General features: G+C 52.2%; 23 protein-coding genes. 7 read left to right on the top strand and 16 right to left on the bottom strand.

The annotated features are described in order from the left end of the window. Positions 1-11: 11 nt before the first annotated feature. Positions 12-569, bottom strand: a complete 558-nt coding sequence (locus WCC56_RS08495; RefSeq protein WP_424691956.1) for a YbaY family lipoprotein — start codon at positions 567-569, stop codon at positions 12-14. Between the two features lie 220 nt (positions 570-789). Here WCC56_RS08495 and tesB point away from each other — a divergent pair, with 220 nt between their 5' ends. Beyond that, entirely contained in the window at positions 790-1,656 is an 867-nt protein-coding gene (gene tesB / locus WCC56_RS08490) for an acyl-CoA thioesterase II (RefSeq protein WP_424691955.1), read from the top strand. A gap of 80 nt (positions 1,657-1,736) precedes the next feature. Here tesB and amtB read toward each other — a convergent pair whose 3' ends face one another. The 5 genes from amtB to WCC56_RS08465 form a co-directional block, all read right to left on the bottom strand. Next, complete coding sequence (gene amtB / locus WCC56_RS08485) at positions 1,737-3,041, bottom strand: ammonium transporter AmtB (protein WP_424691954.1); 1,305 nt, start codon at positions 3,039-3,041, stop codon at positions 1,737-1,739. Positions 3,042-3,061: 20 nt separating this feature from the next. Further along, a complete protein-coding gene (gene glnK / locus WCC56_RS08480; protein WP_007886947.1) occupies positions 3,062-3,400 on the bottom strand; it encodes a P-II family nitrogen regulator in 339 nt (112 codons plus the stop codon). 271 nt (positions 3,401-3,671) lie between these two features. Then, positions 3,672-5,435 carry a SmdB family multidrug efflux ABC transporter permease/ATP-binding protein gene (locus WCC56_RS08475; RefSeq protein WP_424691953.1) on the bottom strand — a complete coding sequence of 588 codons (1,764 nt, stop codon included), beginning with the start codon at positions 5,433-5,435 and terminating at the stop codon, positions 3,672-3,674. Next, positions 5,428-7,197 (bottom strand): SmdA family multidrug ABC transporter permease/ATP-binding protein, encoded by a 1,770-nt coding sequence (locus WCC56_RS08470; RefSeq protein WP_424691952.1) that lies wholly within the window; start codon positions 7,195-7,197, stop codon positions 5,428-5,430. The genes WCC56_RS08475 and WCC56_RS08470 overlap by 8 nt, the downstream gene beginning before the upstream one ends. Positions 7,198-7,245: 48 nt before the next feature. After that, positions 7,246-7,704: an Lrp/AsnC family transcriptional regulator gene (locus WCC56_RS08465; RefSeq protein WP_424691951.1), complete on the bottom strand. Its 459-nt coding sequence runs from the start codon at positions 7,702-7,704 to the stop codon at positions 7,246-7,248. Between the two features lie 112 nt (positions 7,705-7,816). Between WCC56_RS08465 and WCC56_RS08460 the strand changes: the two genes are divergently transcribed. Then, positions 7,817-8,851 (top strand): PLP-dependent cysteine synthase family protein, encoded by a 1,035-nt coding sequence (locus WCC56_RS08460; protein WP_424691950.1) that lies wholly within the window; start codon positions 7,817-7,819, stop codon positions 8,849-8,851. Positions 8,852-8,927: 76 nt separating this feature from the next. Here WCC56_RS08460 and cof read toward each other — a convergent pair whose 3' ends face one another. Then, on the bottom strand, positions 8,928-9,749 hold the full coding sequence (gene cof / locus WCC56_RS08455; RefSeq protein WP_424691949.1) for an HMP-PP phosphatase: 822 nt from the start codon (positions 9,747-9,749) through the stop codon (positions 8,928-8,930). 102 nt (positions 9,750-9,851) lie between these two features. Here cof and WCC56_RS08450 point away from each other — a divergent pair, with 102 nt between their 5' ends. Both WCC56_RS08450 and queC read left to right on the top strand, forming a co-directional pair. Beyond that, positions 9,852-11,552, top strand: coding sequence for an SgrR family transcriptional regulator (locus WCC56_RS08450; RefSeq protein WP_424691948.1), 1,701 nt, complete (start codon positions 9,852-9,854; stop codon positions 11,550-11,552). Between the two features lie 66 nt (positions 11,553-11,618). Further along, positions 11,619-12,314 (top strand): 7-cyano-7-deazaguanine synthase QueC, encoded by a 696-nt coding sequence (gene queC / locus WCC56_RS08445; RefSeq protein WP_424691947.1) that lies wholly within the window; start codon positions 11,619-11,621, stop codon positions 12,312-12,314. Here queC and WCC56_RS08440 read toward each other — a convergent pair. The 9 genes from WCC56_RS08440 to bolA form a co-directional block, all read right to left on the bottom strand. Then, positions 12,306-12,707, bottom strand: a complete 402-nt coding sequence (locus WCC56_RS08440) for an acyl-CoA thioesterase (protein ID WP_424691946.1) — start codon at positions 12,705-12,707, stop codon at positions 12,306-12,308. The two genes, queC and WCC56_RS08440, sit on opposite strands and share 9 nt — an antisense overlap. Before the next feature lie 108 nt (positions 12,708-12,815). Further along, positions 12,816-13,148 (bottom strand): helix-hairpin-helix domain-containing protein, encoded by a 333-nt coding sequence (locus WCC56_RS08435; RefSeq protein ID WP_424691945.1) that lies wholly within the window; start codon positions 13,146-13,148, stop codon positions 12,816-12,818. A gap of 140 nt (positions 13,149-13,288) precedes the next feature. Next, positions 13,289-15,160, bottom strand: a complete 1,872-nt coding sequence (gene ppiD, locus WCC56_RS08430; RefSeq protein ID WP_424691944.1) for a peptidylprolyl isomerase — start codon at positions 15,158-15,160, stop codon at positions 13,289-13,291. 245 nt (positions 15,161-15,405) lie between these two features. Beyond that, the gene (gene hupB / locus WCC56_RS08425) at positions 15,406-15,678 is read right to left on the bottom strand and encodes a nucleoid-associated protein HU-beta (RefSeq protein ID WP_013201042.1); all 273 of its coding nucleotides are present in this window, start codon (positions 15,676-15,678) and stop codon (positions 15,406-15,408) included. 214 nt (positions 15,679-15,892) lie between these two features. Then, positions 15,893-18,247, bottom strand: coding sequence for an endopeptidase La (gene lon / locus WCC56_RS08420; RefSeq protein WP_424691943.1), 2,355 nt, complete (start codon positions 18,245-18,247; stop codon positions 15,893-15,895). A 190-nt stretch (positions 18,248-18,437) separates the two neighbouring features. Beyond that, positions 18,438-19,712: an ATP-dependent protease ATP-binding subunit ClpX gene (gene clpX, locus WCC56_RS08415; RefSeq protein WP_424691942.1), complete on the bottom strand. Its 1,275-nt coding sequence runs from the start codon at positions 19,710-19,712 to the stop codon at positions 18,438-18,440. 119 nt (positions 19,713-19,831) lie between these two features. Continuing rightward, positions 19,832-20,455 carry an ATP-dependent Clp endopeptidase proteolytic subunit ClpP gene (gene clpP / locus WCC56_RS08410; RefSeq protein WP_424691941.1) on the bottom strand — a complete coding sequence of 208 codons (624 nt, stop codon included), beginning with the start codon at positions 20,453-20,455 and terminating at the stop codon, positions 19,832-19,834. A 337-nt stretch (positions 20,456-20,792) separates the two neighbouring features. Continuing rightward, complete coding sequence (tig, locus tag WCC56_RS08405; RefSeq protein ID WP_424691940.1) at positions 20,793-22,097, bottom strand: trigger factor; 1,305 nt, start codon at positions 22,095-22,097, stop codon at positions 20,793-20,795. A 322-nt stretch (positions 22,098-22,419) separates the two neighbouring features. Further along, positions 22,420-22,734 (bottom strand): transcriptional regulator BolA, encoded by a 315-nt coding sequence (gene bolA / locus WCC56_RS08400; protein WP_424691939.1) that lies wholly within the window; start codon positions 22,732-22,734, stop codon positions 22,420-22,422. A gap of 294 nt (positions 22,735-23,028) precedes the next feature. Here bolA and WCC56_RS08395 point away from each other — a divergent pair, with 294 nt between their 5' ends. From WCC56_RS08395 to cyoA, 3 genes are all read left to right on the top strand, one after another. Next, positions 23,029-23,607: a lipoprotein gene (locus WCC56_RS08395; protein ID WP_424691938.1), complete on the top strand. Its 579-nt coding sequence runs from the start codon at positions 23,029-23,031 to the stop codon at positions 23,605-23,607. Positions 23,608-23,655: 48 nt separating this feature from the next. Beyond that, positions 23,656-25,137, top strand: coding sequence for a muropeptide MFS transporter AmpG (gene ampG, locus WCC56_RS08390; protein ID WP_424691937.1), 1,482 nt, complete (start codon positions 23,656-23,658; stop codon positions 25,135-25,137). A 520-nt stretch (positions 25,138-25,657) separates the two neighbouring features. After that, positions 25,658-26,584 (top strand): cytochrome o ubiquinol oxidase subunit II, encoded by a 927-nt coding sequence (gene cyoA, locus WCC56_RS08385; RefSeq protein ID WP_424691936.1) that lies wholly within the window; start codon positions 25,658-25,660, stop codon positions 26,582-26,584.

Below are 26,584 nucleotides of genomic sequence, written 5' to 3'. Positions count from 1 at the left end.
GGCGGCTGTGACTACATTGAGGTCGGGGCTGGAACAGACGCTGAAGGATTAACCTGCGTCGGCGACGTTGAAGGCACGGTTGTAGCAGCACCGTTTTGTGTAGGCATTGCCATTGATGGCACCGGGACTAACAACAGCTCCTGCTTATTCCCGCCATTATTAATGACCGGTTTTACCGTATCGGTAATGAACATCATTTTGCCGTCTACGGTAATAGCCGCGCTCAACAGAATGCGTGCGTTAGGCTGAATGTCTGCCGGGTTGTACGGCAGAATAAAGCTGAACGGTGCCTGCTTACCCTCCGTTCTTACTACACGCTGTGAGATGACTTTGGAAGGCGCATCGGCCATCGAAGCATCAGACAACGTTACAGTCAGCACCGCATCAGGCGGTAACGCCACACGTTGGCGAATATAGACAGAGCCACTAACATTTGGCTGACGGAGGGTAGCCTGCTCACCTGCCACCTGTGAAGCCAGCGTTGCCGTCGGCACATCTTTTCCTTTATCAGCACATCCTGAGAGTGCAACCGCCAGCGCGGCGCCAGTTAACATTGGCCAGACTTTCATTGATGTATTCTCCTTAAGATCAATGGTGCTATTGAGGTCTCAGTTAGCCTGCAAACAGTGAATCACTGTTCCGTTAGTTTTAATTCTGGCACAACTTACTGATTTCTGCCTGGAAGCGCCCCCCTTCTCTCTTTTCAACCAAAGATAATTGCCTTGCCCCGTTGACGGTAACTGGTCGGATCTCGCAAACTGTAAACGAGATGATCACTGAGGATTCGCTATGAGCCAGGCCCTGCAAAATTTGTTAAACCTGTTGGATTTGGAAAAGCTTGAAGAAGGCCTTTTTCGTGGCCAGAGTGAAGACTTGGGGTTACGTCAGGTCTTTGGTGGTCAGGTAGTTGGTCAGGCGCTGTACGCCGCTAAGCAGACCGTTCCTGCCGATCGCATCATCCATTCGTTTCACAGCTACTTTTTGCGTCCTGGTGATAGTCAGAAGGCGATTATTTATGATGTAGAAACGCTACGTGATGGCCAGAGTTTCAGCGCCAGAAGGGTTAAAGCGGTACAGAACGGGCAGCCTATTTTCTATATGACCGCCTCATTCCAGGGGCCTGAAAGCGGTTTTGAACACCAAAAACCGATGCCAGAAGTACCAGGCCCGGAGAATTTGCTCAGTGAAGCCGACTATGCGAAGCAGCTGGCCAGTTATATCCCGGAAAAAGCCCGCGAGAAGTTTCTATCAGAAAAGCCTTTTGAGATCCGGCCCGTTAAGTTTCACAACCCACTGAAAGGCCACGTGGATGAACCAACCCGCCATGTCTGGTTCAGGGCCAATGGCGTGATGCCGGAAGACAAGCGTATTCATCAGTACCTGCTGGGATATGCTTCCGACTTTAACTTCCTGCCAGTCGCGCTGCAGCCGCACGGAAAAGGGTTTCTTGAACCGGGTATGCAGGTAGCCACTATCGACCACTCAATGTGGTTCCACCGCCCGTTCGACCTTAACCAATGGCTGCTGTATAGCGTGGAGAGTACCTCTGCCTCCAGTGCTCGAGGTTTTGTTCGCGGTGAGTTTTATACTCAGGATGGCACGCTGGTCGCGTCCACGGTGCAGGAAGGGGTTATGAGGGTTCGCAAAGTTAACTAAACCGAATGGCGAAAACAGCAACGGCTCCCGAAGGAGCCGTTTTTTTTTAATTTTAGCGCACTACTTTTCTTGATACTCGCTTACTGGTTGTAAGCATTCTCGCCATGGCTGTTGACGTCCAGACCTTCGCGTTCCTGATCTTCCGGAACACGCAGACCCACGATCATGTCAGCAATTTTGAAGGCTACGAAGGCAACCACACCCGTCCAGACGATGGTCACACCCACACTGAAGATCTGGATCCAGACCTGATGGCCCATCGTCACGCCAGGCGCATAACCCACGCCACCCAGTGAAGAAGAGGCGAAGACACCTGTCAGAATGCACCCTACAATGCCGCAGACGCCGTGAACACCGAACACATCACATGGGTCATCCACACGCAGCCATTTCTTCAGGATGGTCACACCCCACAGACCAGCCAGACCGCCGACGATGCCGATAACCAGCGCACCACCCACACCAACATAACCACAAGCCGGGGTAATCGCGACCAGACCTGCAATCACACCAGAGCAGACGCCCAGCAGTGAAGGTTTGCCACGCAGAGCCCACTCACCGAAGGTCCAGCTCAGCATCGCGCCAGCGGTTGCCATTACGGTGTTCAGGAAGGCCAGACCAGCAATTTCGTTGGCTGCACTGGCTGAGCCAGCGTTGAAGCCAAACCAGCCAACATACAGGATCGCCGTTCCCATAAAGACCATTGGCAGGTTGTGCGGTTTGAACGCTTCTTTACCGAAGCCCGCACGTTTACCTACCAGGTAAGCCCCTACCAGACCAGCAACAGCGGCGTTGATGTGCACTACGGTACCGCCAGCGAAGTCCAGCGCGCCGTCCTGAGCCAGCAAACCGCCTGACCAGACCATGTGGGCAATCGGCAGGTAAGAGAAGGTCAACCAGATAGCAACGAAGATCAGCACTGCTGAGAAGCGGACGCGTTCAGCAATAGAACCGACAATCAGACCCACGGTGATACAGGCGAATGAAGCCTGGAACGAGACATGGATGTACTGGTAGAAGCTCCCTACCAGTGAAGTCAGCTGGATGTTTTTCAACATCGCCATGCTGAAGCCACCAAAGAAGGCATTACCTTCACTGAAGGCCAGTGAATAACCGTAAAGCATCCACAGTACGCAAACCATCGCAAAGGTCACAGAGACCTGAGTCATCATCGAGAGCACGTTTTTCGCGCGGAGCAAGCCGCCGTAAAACAGGGCAATGCCTGGCAACGTCATGAACAGCACCAGCGCGGTGCAAATCATCATAAAGGCGTTGTCAGCTTTATCAGCCACTGCCGGAGCTGCAGCCATCGCAAGCGAAGGTAACAGAGCCAGACTGGCGAGGCCAAAGAGAGCAAGTTTTTTCTTCATTTTATCCCATCCCATCACAATTCTTAGCCCCGAGATTACAGTGCTGCTTCGTCAGTTTCGCCAGTGCGAATACGGATAACTCGCTGCAGTTCCGCAACAAAAATCTTACCGTCACCAATTTTGCCGGTGTAGGCAGCTTTGCTAATCACATCAACCACTTCATCAAGCTGGTCGTCTGCAATCGCAATGTCTATTTTTACTTTTGGCAGGAAGTTAACGCTGTACTCAGCACCGCGATAAAGTTCTGCATGCCCTTTCTGGCGACCAAAGCCTTTCACTTCGGTCACGGTCAGCCCTTGAATCCCGATAGAGGAAAGTGCTTCACGCACGTCTTCCAATTTAAACGGTTTAATCACCACGGTAACCAGCTTCATACGATCCCCTCCAGGTATTGAATATGGTTGTTTCGCCCAACACGAATGGATTAAAGCAAAGGCTGTGCCATAAATTAAAAATTGGCATTTTTCAGATGATTAGTCAGTCCGGCTCAGTGTTGCTGAGCCAACCCGATAAATGTGAGGAGCAGACAATGCCGCAAGCGGACAACAAAAACGCACCATAAAGGTGCGTTAAGCGAGAATGATGTGCAAAAACGGGAATTCAGGGCTTTATTCGCCTGTTTCTGGTGCAGCGAAGCGGCAGCTTTTACAGTGCCTCGCCCGCTTCCAGTTCATCACCGACCTGCTGTAACTGGTACATTTGCCAGTATCGGCCCTGTTTTTCCAGTAGCGCCTGATGGTTCCCTTGCTCAACAGCACGGCCACGGTGCAGAACCAGGATGGTATCTGCGTCGATAATCGTCGAAAGTCGGTGAGCAATGACGACCAGCGTAGTCTGTTCACGAACCGCTTTCAGCGCTTTTTGAATAGCCTGTTCAGTGCCTGAATCGATATTGGCTGTGGCTTCATCGAGGATCAGAATTTGCGGCGAGGCCACGAGCACCCTCGCCATCGCCAGCAATTGCTTTTGCCCCACTGAGAGGTTATTCCCCTGTTCGCCCAGGCGAGTGTGGATGCCATCAGACAACCCTCGAGCCAGTTCAGCCAGCTGGACCGTTTCCAGCGCCTGCCAGACGGCATCTTCAGAGATATCACGCCCCAACGTCACGTTAGCGAAGAAGGTTTCAGCCAGGACCACCGGATCCTGTTGAACCATCGCCACGCCCTGACGTAACACGCTGTGGCTGAGAGTACTCAAAGGCCGGCCATCCAGACAAATTTCACCGTGCTGAACCGGGTAATAGCCCATCATCAGATTCGCCAGCGTACTTTTACCGCTGCCGGTATGCCCGACCAGCGCCACAAAGTTTCGTGAAGGAACCTCAAGGCAGATATCACTGAGAACATCACGATCGTCCCGGTAAGCGAAAGTCAGATCCTTGATGGAGATAGTGCCCGAGGTGAGAGGCTTATCATCCTTCCCATACTGCTGGCGGGGAGCGTCAATCAATTCAAAGATGCGTTCACCGGCTACCACCGCTTGTTGCAGCATGGACTGCTGCGTGGTGAGCTCGATCAGCGGTTCATTCAGCCTGCCGAGGTAGTTAATAAAGGCATACAGGACGCCCACCTCAATACTGCCAGCCGAGGAAAAGCCAAACAGCAGCATCAGCCCGCAGAGGATCAGCGCCGAGAACAGGCTAAGCAGCGGCCGCAGCAGGAAACCATCAAGCCTTAATGTCTCCATCCGTGCCAGATAATGCGACCGGCTAGCTTCGCCCATGCGCTCGCCAAAGCGTGCCTGCTGGCGGAATTGTTGGATCACGCTCATGCCGTTAATGACTTCGTTGAAGCCATTATTTATATCAGCAAGATAGCTACGCATACGGCGGACAATTGGCGTGCTGTAGCGCTGATAAATGAGCATCACTGTCAGCACTGCCGGGAAAATAGTAATGGCCACCAGCGCCATGCGCCAGTCCAGGCTAAACATCGCCACCAGCATGGCACCTATCAGCGCCGCACTGCGTAACACCGTGGCGACAACCGTGACGTACAAATCGCGCACTACCTCAGTATCATTGGTCACGCGTGAGATAATTTGCCCGACAGGCTGGGTATCGAAGGCGCTTAGCGGCTGTCGCAAGGCTGCATCCATCACGTCCATACGCAGTTGCTGAACCACGCCAACCGCGGCCTGATTAAAGAGCAGCGCCTGCCAGTAATGCAGGGAGGCGGCAAGAATTTGCAGCAGAATAAAACTGACTGCCAGGCCGGACACCAGCGCTAGCGGCAGAGTGTGTTTGGCTACCATATTGTCAATAAAGTAGCTGACAAGGATTGGCCCCATCACCTCTGCTGCGGCGGCAATCCACAGCAGCAGCACAGCAAGACTGAGTGATTTACGCCACGGCGAGCCATATTTCAGCAGCCGCTTCAGGGTGGGCCAGAGTTGGGCCAGATTAGCCATGTGGCACCCCCTTTTCACTCTCTTCTTCGTCCAGAGCCGCTTCCAACTGTTGATAACGGTACATATCCTGATACCAGCCGGATTCTGCTGCCAGCTGCTCATGCTCACCGCGTTGCGTGACGGCCCCTTTTTGCATCACCAGAATTTCGCTGGCCTCTGTTAAGGCGGATAAGCGATGCGCGCTGATGATCACCGTTCTTCCCTGTCCCCAACGCCGGAGGTTGTGCAGGATCTGATGCTCTGTGCGACCATCCACCGCCGAAAGAGCATCATCAAGGATCAGGATCTCGGCATCCAGCAGCAGTGCCCGTGCGATAGAAATGCGTTGCTTCTGCCCGCCAGACAGCATTACGCCACGCTCGCCTACTTCTGTGTCATACCCTTTTGGCAGACGTAAAATGTCTTCGTGAACGTTAGCCAGCTTTGCCGCCTGTTCAATATCCGCTGGTTTTGCCGTTGGACGGCCAAGCGCGATGTTATTGGCAATAGTATCCGAAAACAGGAAAGGCGTCTGACTGACGACCGCCAGACGACCGCGCCAGCTATCAAGACGAAGCTGTGGCAACGGAATACCGTGGTAGCGAATATCGCCCTGAGCAATATCGAAGTGCCGCTGGATAAGGCTTAGCAAGGTACTTTTACCGGACCCCGTTGGACCACAAATGCCCAGCATTTGCCCTGGTTTCAGGTGCACATTAACGTGCCGGAGTGAGGGACTCTGCGCACCGGGATAACAGAATTCGCGAATCGCGATTTGCAATGCCCCACGCTCTGCTGGCAGGGTCTTAGTGCCATCTTCAACCGCTGGCGCTTCTGAAAGCAGGGAGCGAATACGGCTCCAGGCTGCGCTACCGCGCTCGACAATGTTAAACATCCAGGCCAGTGCCAGCATCGGCCAGATCATCAAGCCAAGGTACATCACAAAACTGGTCAATTGCCCCAGCGTCATCTGATCGTGCCAGACCAGCCAGCTTCCGCCACCGATAGCCAACAGGTTGGACATGCCGATAGCGATATAAATCGTCGGATCGAACCGGGCGTCGACTCTCGCTACCCGCATATTTTTTCGGCCAGTATCTTTAGCAATCTCCGCAAACTGGCCGGACTGGTGATCTTCCAGCCCAAAAGCTTTGATCATCCGGATGCTGGTTAAGCTTTCCTGGGTTTGGTCATTCAGCGAGGAGAAAGCAGCCTGAGCCAGTTTAAAGCGGTTATGCAGCTGATCGCCGTAGCGTTTAATCACTATTGCCATGACTGGCATAGGCAGCAGCGCCAGTAAGGTGAGCTGCCAGCTGATCTGCGTGCTCATCACAAACAGCACTACCAGCCCCATCACCAGCGAATCCACCAGCGTCAGTACGCCTTCGCCAGCGGCAAACACCACGCGATCGACGTCGTTAGTCGCGCGCGCAATCAGGTCGCCAGTTCGGTGGCGCAGATAGAATTCGGGATGCTGTCGGCTGAGCTGACGATAGAAGTCCTGACGAAGTTCAACCGCCAGCTGGTAAGAAGCGCCGAATAGCAGCACACGCCAGACATAGCGCAGCAGGTAGACAACAATGGCGGTGACCAACATCACGCCAATCCACATCATCAACTGCGAGGTGTTCATCTGCTGATGAGAAACGCCATCCACCACCATGCCGACCACTTTTGGCGGCAACAATTGCAGGATGGCAATGACAATCAGTAACGCAACGGCCCCAAGGTAGCGGCGCCACTCACGAATAAAATACCAGCTTAATTGGCTAAACAGTCGCACAGAAAACGTCCTGGTTAAGATTGAGCAGGGTTAATGCCGGCGCCTTGCTCATTTTAATGGCAGCGCAGTGGTGTATTTTATCTCTTCCATCGCAAAGCTCGAAGTCACATCCAGCAAACCTGGAACCCCGTTCACTAAACGTTTATAGAAGGCATCATAGGTTTTCATGTCGGCCACCTGAATACGCAGCAGATAATCATATTCTCCTGCCATACGATAACAGCCCATCACTTCAGGCATCGCCTGGACCACGTCGACAAATTGCTGATACCAGCTGCTGCTGTGTTGCTGGGTTTTTATCAGCATAAAGGCGGTCAATGACAGATCGAGTTTATCGGCATCAAGCAGCGCGACCCGGCCGCGAATATAGCCTTCATCTTCCAGCCTTTTCAACCGTTTCCAGCAGGGCGTGGTGGTCAGATGCACCGCATCGGCCAGTGCCTGAAGGGATAATGTGCAGTCCTGTTGCAGGAGCGCCAGCAGTTTAAGGTCAGTTTTATCTATCATTGCCGTTTCCAGGAGAATAATTTTCTCTTAAGAGGCCATTTTACAGGAAAGAGAGTAAACTTTTTTTCCGATTTATGCCGTACTCTTTAACAAATTGTGCCGGGGAAAAAACATGTCAGATTTATGGGTATCGCACGCTATTAAAGAGATCAATGCCGACGTTCAACGTTCGGCAGATACGCATCTAATCCGCTTACCACTGGCCGCCTATCCCGGGATCTGGCTCTACCTGAAAGATGAAAGCACCCATCCCAGCGGCAGCCTGAAACACCGTCTGGCGCGTTCATTGTTTTTGTATGGGCTATGTAACGGCTGGATAAAAGAAGGCACGCCGATTATTGAAGCCTCATCCGGCAGCACCGCCGTTTCGGAAGCCTATTTCGCCCGGCTATTAGGCCTGCCTTTTATTGCTGTTATGCCGGCAACCACCGCAAAACGTAAGGTTGAGCAGATCACATTTTACGGTGGTCGCTGCCATTTCGTCAGCGATCCCTGTCAGATGTATGCGGAATCTGAGCGGCTGGCGCATGAACTGAACGGCCATTTTATGGATCAGTTTACCTATGCCGAACGGGCTACCGACTGGCGCGGCAATAACAATATTGCTGACAGCATCTTCCAGCAAATGAAGAATGAGCCCTTCCCGGTGCCGGAAAGCATTGTGATGAGCGCCGGAACAGGCGGAACGTCGGCGACTATCGGCCGCTATTTACGCTATCAGGGCCACGCCACGCGTCTGACGGTAGTCGATCCCGAAAACTCGGTTTTCTATGATTACTGGCATCAGCGGGATAAAACGCTGCGGAACAGCAAAGGCGGAAAAATTGAAGGGATCGGTCGTCCTCGCGTAGAACCCTCGTTCATTGCTGACGTGGTGGACGAGATGATCCGCGTGCCGGACGGAGCCAGTATTGCCACCATGCTCTGGCTGGAGAAACAGCTCGGTCGCAAACCTGGCGCTTCAACCGGCACTAACGTTTGGGGGGCCTTACAGATTGCAAAAAGAATGGCTGAAGAGCAGCGGACAGGCGCCATTGTGACGCTGCTGTGCGACAGCGGCGAGCGCTATCTGGACAGCTATTACAATACTGACTGGGTTGCGGAGAACATTGGGGATATCACTCCGTGGCAGCAAATGCTCAGCTAAAACGCCGGGCTTTCCTGCCCGGCAAACTGGAAGTTTCAGTATTAAAAGCCGTACAGCCCTGTCAGGCATAATGACCTCAATATTCGGGGGAATAAGCGAGGTTCGGGGTAGAAAGCCAGTGATTGAGGTAATGAGACACGCCCTGAGTTTCGCAGTGCCCAATAACAGGTAAGTGCGGCAGTAAGGTTTTCAGCTGGCTCATCGCGTTGCCCATAATGAAGCCGCGACCCACGCTTTCCAGCATTTCACGGTCATTCATCGCATCTCCGAACGCCATACACTCAGCCAGCGTGAAGCCAAGCGAGTGAGCAAGTGCATCCAGCGCTGTGCCTTTGTTACAGCCTGGCGGCAGGACTTCAAGACAATCCCGCGCAGAGAAGCAGAGGTGCGCACGGTCGCCAAGCGCATCTCTCAACTGCCCCTGCAACCGGCAAAGCTCATTATGCTCGGCGATGAAGCAGATTTTGGTGACTTCATGGGCAGGCAGCTTTTTCAAATCGGCAAGTTGATAGCGAAAACCGCTCATCTGATGCGCATGGAGAATGTGGGGCACATCAAACTCGGTTAACCAGCCCCGATCGTTAAAAACATGCAGGCTGGCGGTGGTGTCCCAACGGGTATGAATGACCTCTTCAGCTACCTGAGGCGACAGATCGCTGGAGGCAAGTAAGTTGCCCTGCTGATCGTGCACTCGCGTGCCATTACCGGTGATCAGGTAAGCTGTCAATTTAAAATCCGCTATCAGCGGTTGCATTTCCAGCCAGTGACGGCCGGTAGCAAAGGTCAGCAACACGCCTTTTTCATCCAGCGCGCGCAGCGCAGTCAGAGTTCTTTCTCCCAGCTGATGGTCAGGCATCAGCAAAGTACCATCCATATCAAACGCCGCCAGACGAGCCATTATTTCTCCAGTGTCTATTTTTTCATCGAGCGTTGAGTATCACCTGGTATTTGCGGAACTAATAGTGAATACTTCTGAAGAAAGTGTTCCGGGTTTATGCCAATGCGCCAGTTAAACCGCCTTAATCAATACCAACGCCTGTGGCAAGCCAGCCTCGGCGAGATCCAGCTAACCAGCGTGGCGGAGATCGCCCAGCGTTGTATTTGCAGTGAGCGCCATGTGCGAACGCTACTTGGTCAGTGGCAAAAATCGGGCTGGCTTAGCTGGCAATCTCAATCCGGGCGGGGCAAACGGGGCAAGCTGGCGTTCTTTCAGTCCCCTGCTCAGCTCAGAACGGTTTTGCTTCAGCAGCAGTTGGATCAAGGTCTGTCGCACCAGGCGCTGGAATTAGTGCAGATTGCCCCGGAACAGTTAAATCAACTGTTGAAACCCTTTATGGGTGGCCAGTGGCTGGACGATCGTCCCACGCTGAGAATTCCTTATTACCGCCAGTTAGATCCTCTCGATCCGCTGGAGATGCCTGGTCGCGCTGAACAACACCTTGCCGGGCAGATTTTCTCCGGCCTGACCCGCTTTCAGGATGATCGTGTGGTGGCCGATCTGGCTCATCACTGGCAGTGCAGCGAAGATGGCTTAAGCTGGTTTTTCTTCCTTCGCCCCCAGCTTTTCTGGCACAGCGGCGAACGGGTTTCGTCTTTACAGATCCTGCAGCATCTGCAAAACGTCATCAGCAGCCCGGCAGGGGCAAAACTGTTGGCAAGCGTAAAATCCCTCTCTCTTCCTCAGTCAATGTGCCTGCAAATCGATCTGCATCGCCCCGATTACTGGCTAACCTCACGCCTGGCTACGGTGACCTGCCTGCTGACACATCCGCAGACTCCTTCCCTCGGCACCGGGCCATGGAAGTTGAGCCACTGGTCACCAGAGTTGGTCAGAATTGAAAATCATGAACGCTACCATGGCGCTCAACCATTAATGCAGATGGTTGAGTACTGGATCACCCCTCAGCTTTTTGACAAAACCCTGGGCACCAGCTGCCGCCATCCGGTGCAGATAGCCATTGGCGAACAGCATGAGCTGTCGCTGCTGCGTCCGGTGAGCCGCCGTATCAGCCTGGGTTTTTGCTATCTGGCTTTAAAGCAGAATACCGCCCTTTCCTCACATCAGGCACAAAAAATACTGGCCCTGATCCGCAGTAAGAACGTCATACAGGAACTGCCTCTCGAAGAAGGTCTGATTACGCCAAGCCAGGAGATGCTGCCAGGTTGGCCGGTGCCCGACATCGTCGCTGTTGAGGAAACGGTGTTGCCAGCCACACTTAACCTCCACTATCACCTTCCCGTTGAATTACATGCAATGGCAGAGAAACTGCAACAGGTGCTGGCCGAAGAAGGCTGTCAGCTAAGGCTGCATTTTCACCCAGGCAAAAACTGGCAGGGTTACAGCGGGTTGGAAACGGCAGACATTATTATGGGCGATCGCCTGATTGGTGAAGCACCGGAGTACACGCTGGAAAGCTGGCTGAAGCTGGATCTGCTCTGGCCGACTCTGCTGGGTGGAGAGGCTCATCAGCGTTTGCTGAAAGATCTGGAACTGATCCAGGCTAACAACGCGGAGCCCGAGCGGCTGACAGGGCTGCAACAGACTTTTCATCATCTGATGGCGGAGTCGGTAATTACGCCGCTGTTCAACTATCGTTATCAGGTCAGCGCCCCGCCGGGCGTGGAGGATATCGCGTTAAATGCCTGGGGATGGTTTGATTTTTCCCGCGCGTGGATCCCGCCGCCGGTTGCCATTCCCTGAGCAAAACTACCCTTCTGCCGCCACAGGCAGTACCATATGGCGTAACAGATGACTAAGGTGATTAAAATGAAACGTGCAGTAGTGGTTTTCAGCGGTGGACAGGATTCAACGACCTGTCTGATTCAGGCTCTGCAACAGTATGATGAGGTGCATTGCATCACCTTCGATTACGGCCAGCGCCATCGTGCGGAAATCGATATTGCCCGCGAGCTTTCTCTTTCTCTCGGGGCTCGCGCCCACAAAGTTCTCGATGTAACGATGTTAAATGAGCTGGCCGTCAGCAGCCTGACGCGTGAAAGCATCCCGGTGCCGGCTTACGATCCGAACGCCAGCGGGTTGCCAAGCACCTTTGTGCCCGGCCGCAATATCTTATTCCTTACCCTCGCCTCGATTTATGCTTATCAGGTTGAGGCAGAAGCGGTGATCACGGGTGTCTGTGAAACCGATTTCTCTGGCTACCCAGACTGCCGTGATGAATTCGTTAAGGCGTTGAACCACGCGATTGAGTTAGGGATGGCAAAAGCCGTGCGCTTTGAAACACCACTGATGTGGCTGAACAAAGCGGAAACCTGGGCTCTTGCCGATTACTGGCAACAACTGCCGCTGGTGCGTAACAAAACGCTGACCTGTTACAACGGCGTGAAAGGCGATGGCTGTGGCGACTGTGCTGCCTGCCATCTTCGCGCTAACGGTTTGCAGGAGTATCAGGCTAACGGCAGCGCCGTGATGGCTGAAATGCAGCGTAAAACCGGTTTACGCTGACAGCATCTCTTCCATTCTTCTTTTCAGTTCCCCTTCCATCGGCTGCGCTTTTTGTGAGCGCAGATCGATACAGACAAAAGTCAGCGTGGCATCTGCAACGACTTCACCGTCAGGCACAAGCGTCACAGTCTGACCAATCACCCCACTTTTCCCGCCCAGCTGAATCAATTTACTGTGGATGTTCAGCACATCGCCCATCACTGCAGGTCGGCGATAATTGATGTTAATGTTCACTACCACAAAGGCCAGTTGGTTCTCCTGCAGCCAGCTGAAGGACTCCAGGCGTTCCAGCCACTCCCAACGCGCTTCTTCCAGGAACTCCAGATAGCGGGCGTTGTTAACGTGCTGATAAACATCCAGGTGATAGCCACGGACTTTGATGGTGGTGTGCATAGTTACGCTGCCCTTATGAAAGTAGAGGTCACCCAACTGGTATGACCTCTACAGATTAGCAGCCGCAACCGGCCCGACGCAGAGAATGCGTCAATCTCGCGAGTTAAGTCACAGTTTCAGTCTTGAAAGATTTCTCTCCACCAGCGCATTGCCCATACCGGGCACTTCTTTCAGTTGTTCAATATCAGTGAAAGCCCCGTACTGCTCGCGATAGCTGATAATGGCTTCGGCTTTTTTTAGTCCTACACCGTTTAACGCGGCAGCCAGCTGCTGGGCACTTGCCTGGTTCAGGCTCACTTTCTCGGTTACTGAGGGCGTGCTTTCCGTTGCAATCTGAGCAGACGCCGCAGAAGTGTTTTCCACCGCTTTAACCGGTAATACCGTCAGGATGCTCGCGCTGATCACTGTGATAAAACATAACGCTTTAAGTGGGTGTTTCATGCTTTTTTCCTCCATGTGTTTGACAGCCACACAACCGTACAGCGGAAGAAATAGCGAAACAAATGACGGAATTCAGATATGGAAAAGGCCGCGTAAGCGGCCTTTTGGTATTGCATCTCGTTGCAGAAAATCTGCGAGGCTTATTGGGCCTGCGCCGCTGCACCGTATTTGATTTTGGCTTCTTTACGCAGGTTGCTCAGCATGGCTTCAAAGGTAATCTGCGCATTGTTTTGCGTAATTCCCTGAACCATCGCTTTCTTCTGCGCATCCGGCATAGCACCGCTACGAACCTGATCCAGCGCAACCAATAGCACGTTGCCTTCACCGTCTTCACTGGTCGCGTAAGACGGTTTGTCCTTCGCTGGCAGCGTCATGGTGAATGCGGCCTGGGTTATGGCATCCTGACCAGTGCGGGACAGTGTTTTCTGGCTGCCGAAGCTCAGGTTAGCGGCTTTCATCGCCTCATCACCTTTACCTGCTTTCAGATCGGCCAGCAGTTTGTCAGCCTGAGCTTTTGCCTGAGCCTGTGCCTTCTGGGTTTTCAGCGTATCGGTAATCTGCGCCGTGACCTGATCCAGTGGTTTAACAGCTTCTGGCTTATGCTGGCTGACACGGACCACGAACGCACGGTCGCCATCTACAGTGATGATGTCAGAGTTATTGCCCGGAGCACCGTTCTCACCGACCAGGCCGCCATTAAAGATGGCTTGCTCAACCTGCTTGAAGTTCAGCTCAGCAGGGGGATTGTCATGGCTGAACCAGCCCGTCTCCACAGCCTTAACGCCTGCAGCTTGTTCTGCGCCAGCCAGTGACTCATTGTCATTGGTTGCGGCATCACTCACTTTCTGCTGCAGTTTGTAGTAAGCATCAATGGCTTTTTCCTGCTTCACTTTCGCAGCAATGTCATCATGCACGGCAGTAAAAGGCTTAACCTGCTGAGGCTGGACATCCGTCAGACGAGCAACGATGAAACCAACCGAAGACTTGATCACACCTGACAGCTGGCCTTTCTCTTTCAGAGCAGCACTTTTCAGTTCATCTGGTGTGGTATCTGGTTCCAGCCAGCCCATGTCGCCGCCGTTACGGGCAGAAATAGGGTCAACCGATTTTTCTTTCGCCAGCGCGGCAAAATCACCGCCTTTTTTCAGCGCGTCCAGAGCCGCCTGAGCTTCCGCTTCGGTTTTGGTCTGAATAATGCTGTAACGGCTACGCTGAGGCTGAGTGTAATCGCCCTGATGCTGATCGTACCAACTCTGGATGTCAGCTTCGCTGACTGTTTCCTGCAGGGAGGCCGCATCCAGCTTGATATAGCTGACCCGGAACTGCTCAGGAGACATGAAGTTGTTTTTGTTCTGCTCGTAGTAGTTTTTGATCTCTTCAGCGCTGACGGTCTGTTTAGCCGCCAGTGCAGCCACGTTGATCGTCGCCTCACGCACCAGACGCTCCTGAGAAACCAGCTCAGCCAGTTGGTCAGTTTCACCGGTCAGCATAAAGTCGGTGTTGGTCACCGCAGCAATCAGCTGTTGAGTGGTCAACTGCTTACGCAGCGCTTCAGCGTATTGATCGGCAGAGAAGCCCATCTGATTGATCAAACCAAGGTATTTAGCATTATCAAACTTACCGTTAGTCTGGAAAGCTGCCTGCGTGAAAATAGCCTGTTTGATTTGGTCATCGCTGATGGCCAGGCCCAGATCTTTGGCATACCCGGTCAGAAGCGATTCATCAACTAACTGAGACAGGGCCTGCTGGCGGATTTGCTGGATGTAGGCAGGGTTTCCTGCGAGCTGAGAGAATTGTTCGCCCAACTGCTGCTGCTGACGTGAACGTTCGTTAGAGAAGGCGTTCTCGAGCTGTGCACGGCTGATTTCCTGTCCGTTAACCTTGGCGGCGTAATCTCCGTTACCGCCGATCAGGTAGTTGCCCACCCCGGTCAAAACGAAAGACAGAATGATCAATGCCAATATAATTTTGAGCACGACATGGTTCGACGCCGCGCGTAAATTGTCCATCATGGTGTGACAACACTCCGCTGTAGTGTGAATGTAAACCCTTGCGCTTTCGTCCCATCTTCCCAGGGACGCTCCACGCCGCTGCGTAGCAAACCGCACGCCAATATGACAACAGCAAATCGCAAATGTCATTGGAACATAAAAAAAGGCACATCAGTTTTTTTGATGTGCCCCGTATGGTACATGAGAACGCAAACACAATCCTCACTCTCCACCGAAGAAATTACATCAGTGGAATCATACCGCCATTAGTTTACGGCGTCTTTCAGCGCTTTACCGGCACGGAAGCCTGGTACTTTACCCGCTGGGATGGTGATTTCTTTACCGGTCTGTGGGTTACGACCGGTACGCTCTGAGCGCTCACGCACAGAGAAGGTACCGAAGCCTACCAGCGCAACTTCATCGCCTTCTTTCAGTGAATCTGACACTGAGCCCATGAAAGCATCTAAAACACGTCCCGCTGCCGCTTTAGAAATGTCGGCGCTTGCAGCAATTTTGTCGATCAACTGTGACTTATTCACTCAATAATCCCCTCTTTTATTATTCACTTCGTGGTCGGGCTTCCCACCCTAGACGAACGCGCATCAATTATTTGGATTCAGTATTTCTGTTATGCCCTTAAAGGCAACAGCCGTCATTGGCTTAACAGCACTCTAAATTAGCGGCACAAAAAAAAGCTGGCAAGTCCCATTTTGCTTGCCAGCCCGGCTTTTGACCTGTTTTTGCCTTAAATCACTATTTTGCGGTCGCAACCTGCATCCCATAAGGGGAATTAACCAGTGCCAGTGTCAGCACTTCTTCGATGCGCTTCACGGGATGGATCTCCAGATCGGCAATCACGTTGTCCGGGATCTCTTCCAGATCACGTTTGTTTTCATCCGGGATCAGGACCGTTTTGATGCCACCACGGTGTGCAGCCAGCAGTTTCTCTTTCAGCCCACCAATTGGCAGAACCTGACCTCGCAGCGTGATCTCACCGGTCATCGCCACATTGGCACGCACCGGGTTACCTGTCAGACAAGAAACCAGCGCCGTGCACATGGCAATACCAGCACTTGGGCCATCTTTCGGTGTAGCGCCTTCCGGAACGTGAACGTGAATATCACGCTTCTCGTAGAAGTCACCGTTGATGCCCAGCTTCTCAGCGCGGGCACGCACCACCGTCAACGCAGCCTGAATGGATTCCTGCATCACTTCGCCCAGTGAACCGGTATAGGTCAGTTTACCTTTACCTGGTACACAAGCCGTTTCGATAGTCAGCAGATCGCCACCGACTTCAGTCCACGCCAGACCCGTTACCTGACCTACGCGGTTTTCATTGTCCGCACGACCGTAGTCATAACGCTGAACGCCAAGGTAGTCTTTCAGGTTGTCAGCATTGATCAGAATATGCTTGATGGTTTTGTCCATCAGCAGCGTCTTCACCGCTTTACGACACAGTTTAGACAGCTCACGCTCAAGGCTACGTACACCGGCTTCACGGGTGTAGTAACGAATGATGCTGACGATCGCACTGTCGTCAACGGTGATTTCACTGTCCTTCAGGGCGTTACGCTCAATCTGCTTGGACAGCAAATGCTGCTTAGCAATGTTGAGTTTCTCGTCTTCTGTGTAGCCCGACAGACGGATAACTTCCATACGGTCCAGCAATGGCGCAGGAATGTTCATCGAGTTGGACGTTGCCACGAACATCACATCGGAGAGATCGTAATCCACTTCCAGATAATGATCGTTAAAGGCAATGTTCTGCTCCGGATCCAGCACTTCAAGCAGAGCTGAAGCCGGGTCACCGCGCATGTCCGAAGACATTTTGTCGATTTCATCCAGCAGGAAAAGCGGGTTTTTAACGCCAACTTTCGCCATTTTCTGGATCAGTTTGCCCGGCATAGAACCGATATAGGTACGACGGTGACCGCGAATTTCCGCTTCATCACGCACGCCGCCTAATGCCATACGCACATACTTGCGGCCCGTCGCCTTAGCGATAGACTGACCCAGCGAAGTTTTACCTACGCCCGGAGGCCCAACCAGACAGAGAATCGGCCCTTTAATTTTGCTGACGCGGCTCTGTACTGCCAAATATTCCAGGATGCGGTCTTTGACGCGCTCCAGACCGAAGTGGTCGATATCCAGCGTTTCCTGCGCCTTCACCAGGTCTTTTTTGACCTTGCTACGGGCATTCCACGGCACCTGAACCATCCAGTCGATATAACCCCGTACCACGGTTGCTTCTGCTGACATCGGTGACATCATTTTCAGCTTCTGCAGTTCGGCTTCGGTTTTATCACGCGCCTCTTTCGGCATTTTTGCCGCATCGATTTTGCGTTTCAGCGCTTCATTTTCATCAGGCGCATCATCCATTTCGCCCAGTTCTTTCTGAATTGCCTTCATCTGCTCATTCAGATAGTACTCGCGCTGGCTTTTTTCCATCTGCTTTTTGACGCGATTGCGGATACGTTTTTCCACCTGGAGCAGATCGATCTCTGACTCCATCATCGCCATCAGATATTCCAGACGCTCATTGACGTCTGACATCTCCAGTACAGATTGTTTGTCGGCCAGTTTCAACGGCATATGGGCCGCAACGGTATCAGCCAGACGCGCGGCATCCTCAATGCTGTTCAACGAAGTCAGCACTTCAGGAGGGATTTTTTTATTCAGTTTGATATAGCCTTCAAACTGATTGATTGCGGTGCGCACCAGCACTTCCTGCTCGCGCTCATCGATCTCAGGGGACGCCAGGTATTCAGCCTGCGCGGTGAAATGGTCGCCATTATCAGCAAGCGTTGTGATATGCGCACGCTGCAGGCCTTCTACCAGCACTTTTACCGTACCGTCTGGCAGTTTAAGCATTTGCAGAATAGAGGCTACGGTCCCTACAGAGAAGAGATCGTTAATGCCTGGTTCATCCGTTGAAGCTTCTTTCTGGGCGACCAGCATGATTTTTTTATCATGATCCATGGCGGCTTCAAGGCAGCGAATCGATTTCTCACGACCGACGAACAACGGAATTACCATGTGCGGATAAACCACTACGTCACGCAACGGCAACACAGGGATTTCAATGCGTTCAGAACGCTCAGGATTCATAGAGCTCTCTCTTAGTTTAATTTCCGCCAGGGTGATGGGAACCGCAACAGACCACTAAAGTGCAGTTTTACCCACAGGTAGTTGAGTATATGGGGATGAATGTAAGACATTCAATGTTATCAGCGAGAGAAAAGCAAAAGGGGGAATAAATTCCCCCTTTTAAGATAACTGACTGGAAATATGTGGTTATTTATTCACCAGAAGCCTGTTGAGCTTCCTGTTTTCCGTAGATCAGCATTGGCTCAGACTGGCCTTCAATCACTGAATCGTCAATCACCACTTTTTCCACATCGTCCAGTGAAGGGAGATCGTACATGGTGTTCAGCAGCGCACCTTCCACAATGGAACGCAGGCCACGGGCACCGGTTTTACGTGACATGGCTTTCTTGGCAATCGCCGTCAGCGCTTCTTCACGGAATTCCAGATCCACACCTTCCAGGTTGAACAACGCCTGATACTGCTTGGTCAGAGCGTTTTTCGGTTCACGCAGAATCTGGATCAGCGCTTCTTCACTCAGCTCGCTCAGCGTTGCTACAACCGGCAGACGACCGATGAACTCTGGGATAAGACCGAATTTGATCAAATCTTCTGGCTCGACCTGCTCCAGCAACTGACCTTCAGTGGCCTTCTCTGCGGTTCCCTTAACGGTGGCTCCAAAGCCAATACCCGTACCAGTATCAACACGCTGAGAAATCACCTTGTCCAGACCGGCGAATGCCCCACCACAAATAAAGAGGATCTTGGAGGTATCAACCTGCAGGAACTCTTGCTGTGGGTGCTTACGTCCGCCCTGAGGAGGCACAGCCGCCACAGTCCCTTCAATCAGCTTCAACAATGCCTGCTGAACGCCTTCGCCCGACACGTCACGGGTAATTGAAGGGTTGTCAGATTTACGGGAAATCTTGTCGATTTCATCGATGTAAACGATGCCGCGCTGCGCTTTCTGCACGTCATAATCACACTTCTGCAGCAGCTTCTGGATGATATTTTCAACATCTTCACCAACATAACCGGCTTCGGTCAGCGTGGTGGCATCGGCCATAGTGAACGGCACATCCAGCAGGCGAGCCAGGGTTTCTGCCAGCAGCGTTTTACCGCTACCGGTAGGCCCAATCAGCAAAATGTTACTTTTGCCAAGCTCAATGCCGTTGCTGGTATCACCGTTGCGCAGGCGTTTGTAGTGGTTATAGACCGCTACGGCCAGCACCTTTTTCGCCCGTTCCTGGCCGATAACGTAATCGTCGAGGTGATGGCGGATTTCATGCGGCGTCGGCAGTGCGCTACGTTCACGATGCGGCGCAACTTCTTTAATCTCTTCGCGAATGATGTCATTGCATAAATCGACACACTCATCGCAGACATACACTGACGGGCCGGCAATCAGCTTGCGCACTTCATGCTGGCTTTTGCCGCAGAAAGAGCAGTACAGCAGCTTTCCTGAACCGTCTTTGCGCTTCTCAGTCATCAGTTAACCTCTTCTGTTATCTTCGTCCGCACTGTGTTGCGGCGATGATGCCGCCTTGCGGCACCCTCATTCGTTGCTCTAGCCCATCCATAACTATAGTCGACAGATGGGCATCAGGCTTACGTGCGATGCGTCAGAACGGAATCTACCAATCCATACTCTACAGCTTCGCTCGCTGACAGGAAACGGTCACGTTCCGTGTCTCTCTCGATTTCTTCAAGAGTTTTGCCCGTATGTTCGGCCATCAGCTCGTTCATACGCTGCTTCACTTTCAGAATTTCACGCGCGTGGATCTCAATGTCAGTTGCCTGACCCTGATATCCGCCCAGGGGCTGGTGAATCATCACACGAGAGTTCGGCAGAGCGTAACGCTTGCCTTTGGTCCCTGCGGTCAGCAGGAACGCACCCATTGAACAGGCCTGGCCCATACAAATGGTGCTGACGTCTGGCTTGATGAACTTCATGGTGTCGTAAATCGACATCCCTGCAGTGATCACACCGCCAGGAGAGTTGATGTAAAGGTGGATGTCTTTTTCCGGATTCTCAGCTTCCAGAAACAGCATCTGAGCGACGATCAGGTTCGCCATATGATCTTCAACCTGTCCGGTCAGGAAAATAATACGTTCCTTGAGCAGGCGGGAAAAGATGTCGTAAGAACGCTCTCCGCGAGAGGTTTGTTCGACCACCATCGGCACTAAAGCCATATGAGGTGCAGTTTGTTCACGTTCGCCACTGTATGACATTACCGTCTCCTGGATAAATTTCATTTGGCAACACTCCGTACCAATTCTACTTGAGAGCGATCCGGAACACTATGTTTCCATTACTTTCCCCAAACTTACCGGGGACAATCAAGACAGGACTCAGTACGCCATAATAGTCTATTTGGGGATGTTGCCCCGCTGATTCAAGCATAACAACGTTTTTATCAACTGCTAACCAGGAAAAACAGCTTAGTTGATATTTTGCCGGTTTAATGAGCGAATAAACGCCATAAGGCACTTCCGGGCAACGGATAAAAGCAAAAAGCCCGCAGTCATTACAACTGCGGGCTTTTATTTAGCTAACAGAATCAGTGGATCAGGCTGGTTGCGCCTGGTTCATCAGTTCCTGGAAGTTAGTGGCTTTCTCGGTTACTTTGGCTTTCTCCAGCACAGCTTCCACTGCCTGTTCTTCCAGCGCAACGTTACGCATGTTGTTCATCAGCTCGTTATTCTTGCTGTAGAACTCAACCACTTCAGCTGGATCTTCGTAGGCGGACGCCATTTCTGCAATCAGCTCCTGCACGCGCTCTTCATCAGCTTTCAGCTCATGGGTACGAATCACTTCGCCCAACAGCAAGCCAACGACTACGCGGCGCTTAGCCTGCTCTTCGAACAGTTCACGAGGCAGCTCGAAAGCCTGCTTCTCGTTGCCGCCAAAGCGCTGTGCAGCCTGACGACGCAGCACGTCGATTTCGCCATCGATCAGTGCTACTGGCACGTCGATGTCGTTAGCGCTGACCAGACCGTCGATAGCCTGAGTCTTCACACGGTTACGCACGGCGCCTTTCAGCTCGCGCTCCATGTTTTTACGCACTTCAGCACGCAGGCCGTCGACTGAACCATCTTCAACGCCGAAACGCTTGATGAACTCAGCAGTGAATTCTGGCAGCTCGCGCTCTTCCACTTTCTTCAGAACGATTTCAAACTTCGCTGCTTTCCCTTTCAGGTTTTCAGCGTGGTAATCTTCCGGGAAGGTGACGTCGATAGTGAAGGTTTCGCCCGCTTTGTGGCCAACAACACCCTCTTCGAAGCCTGGGATCATACGACCCTGGCCCATTGCCAGGACGAAGTCAGACGCTTTGCCGCCTTCAAACTCTTCGCCGTCTACAGAACCGTTGAAATCAACAGTGACACGGTCTTCAGCTTCTGCTGCGCGGTCGGTTTCTTTCCAGGTGGCCTGCTGCTTGCGCAGGGTGTCCAGCATGGTGTCAACGTCTGCATCAGTCACTTCAACAACCGGTTTTTCAACTTCGATTGCGTCCAGACCTTTCAGCTCAACTTCCGGGTACACCTCAAATTCAACAGCGAAAGTGAAATCTTCACCTTCTTTGTATTCGCCTGGCACGTAGTTAGGTGCGCCAGCCGGATTGATCTTCTCTTTGATGATGGCGTCAACGAAGTTGCGCTGCATCAGTTCGCCCAGAACGTCCTGGCGAACAGAAGCACCGTAGCGCTGTGCTACGACAGTCATCGGCACTTTCCCTTTGCGGAAACCGTCGATACGTACCTTTTTAGATACATTGACCAGCTCACTTTTCACCGCGTTTTCGATCACATCTTTAGCAACGGTAATCGTAACGCGACGGCCCAGGCCCTGAGTTGTTTCTACTGAAGCTTGCATCTTATTACCTCAAAAAATCACGTGCTCGGTCAACTTCAGACCCTCTCTGCTCCGCAAGAAACAGAGTGAGACTAAGAACCGGGATGGCCTCTGGTGGCAGAATCGCATTCCCTGTACCAGAAGGGTCCCGAAGATATTCCGGAAAAAAATAGACGCAGCATTATAGCGACAACGTTAAAGGGAGTCGAGGCTGCTCAACCCTCACATTTCGCTAACTTCGTCGCTTTTCTCCTATAAAAGGCAGAAAACGGGGGTAGGCCAGGGATTTAGCGGCAGAAATGACAAAGCGGCCCGCAGGCCGCTTTGGGTGAAAAATGCACGATCAGGCTAGCGTTCCTGCTCCGCGACAGTTTGGTGAAGAAGGAACCGTGTCCTGTAACCCCTCCCATTCTTTAACGGTGTAGGTATGTAAAGCCAGCGCGTGAACGCTTCCAGCCAGCTCTTCCGCCAGCGCACCATAGATAGTGCGGTGACGCATCAAAAACCGCTGGTTGATAAAATGGTCACTGACAATAACCACTTTAAAATGACTCTCTGCACCCGCTGGGACGTTATGACGGTAACTTTCGTCATGAACTTCCAGATGAACAGGCGCTAACGCCGTTCTTAACTTTTCTTCTATTTCTTCGCGGATCATACCTGGACTCCTCTAAGACGGTGGCCCCATCTCTTTAAATATTAGCTGGTTTTTTACCTTACCCGGCTCGATGTGATAAAAATTTCCGCCGCTTACTGCCCGCTACTGTGCATTTTCAGCTTTGCTGCTGCAACCTCTCTGTCAATAAAAGGTCGAAGTCCGCACGCCTGGAGCCAGCCGCAAAAGTGCAAGGCGATGAATTTACGCGCGATCGGGGCTTCCTCTTGTTTCAGGCAATGCTATGATGACCGCAGTTTTGTCAGCACTACCACCTTAGTCATAGAGAAAATAAGCATGTTAAAAAAATTATTCTTCCCTCTGCTGGCCGTCTTTATTCTGGCTGGCTGTGCAAGCAACAGCAACACACTTAACGTTTCGCCAAAAATCCAGCTGCCCCAGCAGGATCCCAGCCTGACCGGCATCACCGTCAGCATCAACGGTGCAGACCAGCGTAGCGATCAGGCGCTGGCAAAAGTTAACCGCGATGGCCAGCTGGTCGCGCTAACGCCTTCACGCGATCTGCGCTTCCTGTTGCAGGAAACGCTGGAGAAGCAGATGGGCGCTCGTGGTTATATGATTGGTCCAAACGGCGCTGTTGACCTGCAGATCATCGTAAACAACCTGTATGCAGACGTGACTCAAGGCAATGTTCGCTACAGCATCACCACCAAAGCAGACATTTCCATTGTTGCCACGGCTAAAAACGGCAGCAAACAGGTGAAAAACTACCGCCAGACCTACAGTGTTGAAGGGGCTTTTACGGCCACCAACACCAAGATCACCAACGCGGTTAACGCCACGCTGACTGACGTGATCACTGATATGGCTCAGGACACCAGCATCCATGAGTTTATTAAGCAAAACGCCCGTTAATTAGCCTGTGCCCGTCGGGATCCCGGCGGGCTTAGTTTTAAGGTTTGTATGCCCAGCCACTACCTGCAGATTTTTACCCAACGAAACGCCGCCCTTCTTCTGCTCCTTGGTTTTGCCTCCGGTCTGCCCCTTGCGCTGACATCGGGAACGCTGCAAGCCTGGATGGCCGTCGAAGATGTCGATATCAAAACGATAGGCTTCTTCTCTCTGGTCGGGCAGGCCTACGTCTTCAAATTCCTCTGGTCACCGCTGATGGACCGCTATACGCCGCCGTTTTTAGGCCGTCGTCGTGGCTGGCTGCTGGTGACGCAGATCCTCTTAATTGTCGGCATTGCCCTGATGGGATTTATGGATCCCTCACGCAATCTGACGATGCTCGCTGCCCTTGCGGTGTTGATCGCCTTCTGTTCGGCGTCCCAGGATATTGTTTTTGATGCCTGGAAGACGGATGTGCTGCCAGCAGAAGAGCGCGGCAGTGGCGCGGCTATCAGCGTACTGGGCTATCGACTGGCGATGTTGGTTTCAGGCGGCCTGGCGCTTTGGCTGGCAGACCGTTATCTGGGATGGCAGGCGATTTGGTGGCTGATGGCCGCGATGATGGTGCCTGGCGTAATGGCTACGCTGTTAGCGAAAGAGCCCACCGATCCGGTTGCCCGCCCTCACAGCCTCGAAGAAGCGGTGATTGCGCCGCTGCGCGACTTCTTTAACCGCAACAACGCCTGGTTAATCCTTTCTCTTATTGTCCTTTATAAGCTTGGCGATGCGTTTGCGGCCAGCCTCACCACCATTTTCCTGATCCGTGGTGTCGGGTTTGATGCAGGCGACGTGGGCCTGGTGAATAAAACGCTGGGATTAATCGCCACTATTATTGGCGCTCTTTACGGCGGCGTACTGATGCAGCGCCTGAGCCTGTTCCGGGCGCTGATGTTGTTCGGGATCCTGCAGGCGGTTTCTAACCTTTCTTACTGGATGCTGGCGGTGACAGACAAACATCTGTACAGCATGGCAGCAGCCGTATTTGTTGAGAATCTTTGTGGCGGCATGGGCACCGCCGCGTTTGTGGCCCTGCTGATGACGCTGTGCAATAAGTCGTTCTCCGCCACGCAATTTGCCCTGCTTTCCGCTTTGTCAGCTGTTGGCCGCGTCTATGTTGGGCCTGTGGCAGGTTGGTTTGTTGAAAGTTGGGGATGGCCAACGTTTTATGCCTTCTCTGTGGTGGCGGCTCTGCCCGGCTTGTTGCTGTTAGCAGGATGCCGGACCACGTTGGAACAGGCTCAAACCCATCAGTCATTTTTGCCACGAACTCGTTTCGCTACAGGCTACGGCTGGGCATTACGCGCCTTAAAGTTGGGAGCAACGCTGGTTGTGGTGGGACTGGTTCTGCTGGCTTTACGCGCAACAGACCTGCTGGATGCGGGCTCACTCATTAGCGTTCTGTTTGAATCCGGCGTGATTCTGGCGTTGCTGGGCATTGTCACCGGCAGCTTGTTGGACTTCCTTGCTCAACGTCCCGCGCCCCTGCCAAAGTAAAGTTGTGTGAGCAGAAGCAAAACAATCAGCGTCTTAGCCCGGTGCAAACATTTAACAATACCGCCGTTTTTCTCGGGCAAAAAAGCGGCGGCATTGAGTGAAAAATCGCCTTTTTTTAACAATTAGTGCATTGTCACATTTCAACGTGTTCCGTTATTTCCTAAAAGGTTTTCACCTTTACATTTCTCCTTTGCACTATATTAAAACCCGGTACGTTATTATTATTGTATAAACTAAATCACACGAATGATGCGGGTATGTTAAATAATTGAGTGCCAAATTCGCTGTTTATAGCAGAGACCTGCCGAAAAGCGGGGTTATCATTGGTTTTTGTTATATTAGAGGCAAACCCTTGCTGTCATTCATATTTTGTCACCTTCAGCAACATCTGTGACAGTGTTTGCAAAAGGTGTCAACACTGCGCTGACACAAGATGTTGCTGGTTTACAGTACTGAAACGTTCCCGTAAAATGCCGCCACACTTAAACGACAATAGAGCCCTTGTCATTGAGGTCGTTAAATGAGACTCAGGAAATACAATAAAAGTTTGGGGATTTTGTCATTAATTGCAGGCACTTTATTGTTAAGTGGCTGTGATAGTGCATTGTTAAGTCCCAAAGGACAGGTTGCACTGGAGCAACGTTCGCTGATACTGACAGCCTTCGGCTTGATGATGATCGTCGTTATTCCCGCAGTCTTGATGGCAGTGGTGTTCGCCTGGAAATATCGGGCATCCAATACCAATGCAAAATACAGCCCTAACTGGTCACACTCTAATAAAGTGGAAGCCGTGGTGTGGACTGTTCCCATTTTGATCATTATCTTCCTTGCTATTCTGACGTGGAAATCTTCCCACGCGCTGGATCCAAGCAAGCCTTTGGCCTCCGATGTGAAGCCAATTGAGATTGATGTGGTTGCATTGGACTGGAAATGGCTGTTTATCTACCCTGAACAGGGTATTGCCACAGTTAACCAAATCGCATTCCCTGCGAATACGCCGGTCAACTTCAAGATCACGTCTAACTCCGTTATGAACTCCTTCTTCATTCCTACCCTCGGTAGCCAGATTTACGCTATGGCGGGTATGCAGACTAAACTGCATCTGATTGCGAATGAGCCAGGCACGTTTGACGGTATCTCCTCCAACTTCAGTGGTCGCGGCTTCTCTGGTATGAAGTTCAAAGCGATTGCCACGCCTGATCAGGCTTCATTCGATCAGTGGGTAGCAAAAGTGAAAGACTCATCCAATACGCTGACAACCATGGATGACTTCGAGAAACTGGCAGCGCCAAGCGAAAACCATCCGGTTGAGTTCTTCTCAAGCGCAGATCCTGAATTGTTCAAGCAAGTGATTGGCAAATTCAAGATGAGCCACGGGAAAATGAACATGTCTGAACACGAAGGCATGGACATGAACGAAGCCCCTAAAGCGGGAGCCGAGGAATAA

It is taken from the genome of Erwinia sp. (assembly GCF_049696395.1).
Lineage (GTDB): Bacteria > Pseudomonadota > Gammaproteobacteria > Enterobacterales > Enterobacteriaceae > Erwinia.
This window is presented reverse-complemented; position numbering and strand designations above follow the sequence as displayed.

Bases quoted from the DNA above. Each gene is read 5' to 3' on its own strand.
- WCC56_RS08495 (WP_424691956.1), bottom strand. From the start codon at position 569: ATGAAAGTCTGGCCAATGTTAACTGGCGCCGCGCTGGCGGTTGCACTC.
- queC (WP_424691947.1), top strand. From the start codon at position 11,619: ATGAAACGTGCAGTAGTGGTTTTCAGCGGTGGACAGGATTCAACGACC.
- WCC56_RS08440 (WP_424691946.1), bottom strand. From the start codon at position 12,707: ATGCACACCACCATCAAAGTCCGTGGCTATCACCTGGATGTTTATCAG.
- WCC56_RS08435 (WP_424691945.1), bottom strand. From the start codon at position 13,148: ATGAAACACCCACTTAAAGCGTTATGTTTTATCACAGTGATCAGCGCG.
- amtB (WP_424691954.1), bottom strand. From the start codon at position 3,041: ATGGGATGGGATAAAATGAAGAAAAAACTTGCTCTCTTTGGCCTCGCC.
- WCC56_RS08395 (WP_424691938.1), top strand. From the start codon at position 23,029: ATGTTAAAAAAATTATTCTTCCCTCTGCTGGCCGTCTTTATTCTGGCT.
- WCC56_RS08450 (WP_424691948.1), top strand. From the start codon at position 9,852: ATGCGCCAGTTAAACCGCCTTAATCAATACCAACGCCTGTGGCAAGCC.
- WCC56_RS08460 (WP_424691950.1), top strand. From the start codon at position 7,817: ATGTCAGATTTATGGGTATCGCACGCTATTAAAGAGATCAATGCCGAC.
- ampG (WP_424691937.1), top strand. From the start codon at position 23,656: ATGCCCAGCCACTACCTGCAGATTTTTACCCAACGAAACGCCGCCCTT.
- ppiD (WP_424691944.1), bottom strand. From the start codon at position 15,160: ATGATGGACAATTTACGCGCGGCGTCGAACCATGTCGTGCTCAAAATT.
- bolA (WP_424691939.1), bottom strand. From the start codon at position 22,734: ATGATCCGCGAAGAAATAGAAGAAAAGTTAAGAACGGCGTTAGCGCCT.
- WCC56_RS08465 (WP_424691951.1), bottom strand. From the start codon at position 7,704: ATGATAGATAAAACTGACCTTAAACTGCTGGCGCTCCTGCAACAGGAC.
- tig (WP_424691940.1), bottom strand. From the start codon at position 22,097: ATGCAAGCTTCAGTAGAAACAACTCAGGGCCTGGGCCGTCGCGTTACG.
- cof (WP_424691949.1), bottom strand. From the start codon at position 9,749: ATGGCTCGTCTGGCGGCGTTTGATATGGATGGTACTTTGCTGATGCCT.
- glnK (WP_007886947.1), bottom strand. From the start codon at position 3,400: ATGAAGCTGGTTACCGTGGTGATTAAACCGTTTAAATTGGAAGACGTG.
- lon (WP_424691943.1), bottom strand. From the start codon at position 18,247: ATGAATCCTGAGCGTTCTGAACGCATTGAAATCCCTGTGTTGCCGTTG.
- cyoA (WP_424691936.1), top strand. From the start codon at position 25,658: ATGAGACTCAGGAAATACAATAAAAGTTTGGGGATTTTGTCATTAATT.
- tesB (WP_424691955.1), top strand. From the start codon at position 790: ATGAGCCAGGCCCTGCAAAATTTGTTAAACCTGTTGGATTTGGAAAAG.
- WCC56_RS08475 (WP_424691953.1), bottom strand. From the start codon at position 5,435: ATGGCTAATCTGGCCCAACTCTGGCCCACCCTGAAGCGGCTGCTGAAA.
- clpP (WP_424691941.1), bottom strand. From the start codon at position 20,455: ATGTCATACAGTGGCGAACGTGAACAAACTGCACCTCATATGGCTTTA.
- clpX (WP_424691942.1), bottom strand. From the start codon at position 19,712: ATGACTGAGAAGCGCAAAGACGGTTCAGGAAAGCTGCTGTACTGCTCT.